We start from the raw sequence: 1,669 nt of genomic DNA on the forward strand, positions 1-1,669 counted from the left end.
TGGCTGGATGCACCGGAGCAACAGCAAAGGCAGATCTTTGCCCGCCTTCCCGCAGACTCACAACAGGCGGCAACTCAGGTCCGGGCCATCCTTCAGTCTCCTCAGTGGCGTGAGCAGGAACAGCAACTTATCAACGCTTATCGTGCTGTTGTCCATGCCCGGCAAGCCGGTGTGCGCAGATACCCGGCGGTGGTGTTTGATGATCGTGACATAGTGTATGGCACGGCCGATGTCGCCAAAGCGACAGCGCTCAGGGAGCAGTATCAGCCATGAATTCGTCACGCCTGGCTTTTCCGGTGGTTATCACGCTGGCCACGGCGTTTACGCCTTTTTCACAAGCCGCCATCAATACTGCCCAAATCGTGGCCGGCAGTGTCTCGCCCGCCTGTATTCAGTGGCGGGTCAGCGGCATCTGTTACTGGCTGTTTTGTTCGTGGCATGGCTGCACGGTGAAAACCTCGGTCAAAGTCACCCATTTCCTGCCGCAGGCGGTGGTCTCTACCTATCACGCACCCGGTGGCAACCCGTGGTCTGAAATGGCGCAAATCAGCCCCTTATCCGGCGGGCTGGAAAATGCGTTATCCGGCCTGACCACCGGTGGGGGCAATCACACGGTTCAGGTTGCCGGAAAGCAGAGTCCCCGTCTGCGTTTCAAATACGCCGATGCCATCGGGCATCCCGCGACCACTCTGATTGGCGGACAAATTCCGGGGTATTCCTGTCGCAGTGCGGCCACACCGCTGATGCCCTATTTTCTCAGCACACTGGATACTGTCGCGTGGCGCAGCGGACTGCCGGAATCGCTTTATCCTGAAGCGCTTATTCCCGGTCTGCGAGAATTGGGCAGCCAGCTGGCAGGCAATATGTGGGGCAATATTTACCCGCGCTCCGGTTTTGTCACGCAGACCGATGAGGATAAAGCCGCGGCGGTGGTGGCGCAGCGGGTGGCGGACATAATCACCCGTACCGGGCAGCCCCATGTTTATCAGCCGCTGACCGGGCAACGCCGTGACGGCTACTGGCCGCCGGTCCCGGTCACCGAAAATACCGGCACGAAAAACCACCAATGGCAACGGTTGTCACCACAGTTAAGTCAGTCCTGTGCGGTGTTCCCGGATGGCAGCCACACGGCGGCGGCAGACAGCAATCAGGCTTATGCCCTGTGGCAACCTTACAGCTGTTGTCAGCGGCGCGGGCAACGTTTTCTCGGCAGTACGGACCTATAAGGAAAAAACAGAATGATAAGAAAACCGGGACTGCTGATCGCGGGCGGGCTGGCACTCGTTACCGCTCAGGTTCAGGCATCAGAACGGTCGGTTTCCTTACCGGCCGTGAGTCACAGTGCACTGGGGTATGGTGCACAGAGCAGCGGGGCGGTTTCCGATACGCTGTTCTATACCCTCGGTGGCGGCTCGGTGATTTCTGAACCGGCCAGTCGCGCGGGGTCAACCAGGCTGGCCGGTCTGGAGCTGGGCTGGAGTTCGGATTTGATGTGCGGCAATTTTGACCTGAAAACCACGGTCAGTAATCAGCTCAACGGTATCACGGCGGGCATGAAAAACCTGATGAGCGAAGTCATTCAGGGCGCCACCGGGGCGGTCGCCAGTCTCCCCGCCATGATAATCCAGCGGGCCAATCCGGGGCTGTATGACATGCTGACCAACGGCGT

General features: G+C 59.3%; 2 protein-coding genes and 1 pseudogene. All 3 read left to right on the forward strand.

Annotated elements, in window-relative coordinates:
- A partial coding sequence (locus AACQ81_RS03230; protein WP_237388464.1) for a TIGR03757 family integrating conjugative element protein occupies positions 1-273 on the forward strand: 273 nt, incomplete at its 5' end.
- Positions 270-1,226, forward strand: a complete 957-nt coding sequence (locus AACQ81_RS03235; protein WP_237388465.1) for a TIGR03756 family integrating conjugative element protein — start codon at positions 270-272, stop codon at positions 1,224-1,226. The genes AACQ81_RS03230 and AACQ81_RS03235, both read left to right, overlap by 4 nt.
- A gap of 12 nt (positions 1,227-1,238) precedes the next feature.
- Positions 1,239-1,669, forward strand: a pseudogene (locus AACQ81_RS03240) (integrating conjugative element protein); the annotation flags it as partial.

Source organism: Xenorhabdus sp. Sc-CR9 (genome assembly GCF_963897815.1).
GTDB lineage: Bacteria > Pseudomonadota > Gammaproteobacteria > Enterobacterales > Enterobacteriaceae > Xenorhabdus.

Bases quoted from the DNA above. Each gene is read 5' to 3' on its own strand.
- AACQ81_RS03235 (WP_237388465.1), top strand. From the start codon at position 270: ATGAATTCGTCACGCCTGGCTTTTCCGGTGGTTATCACGCTGGCCACG.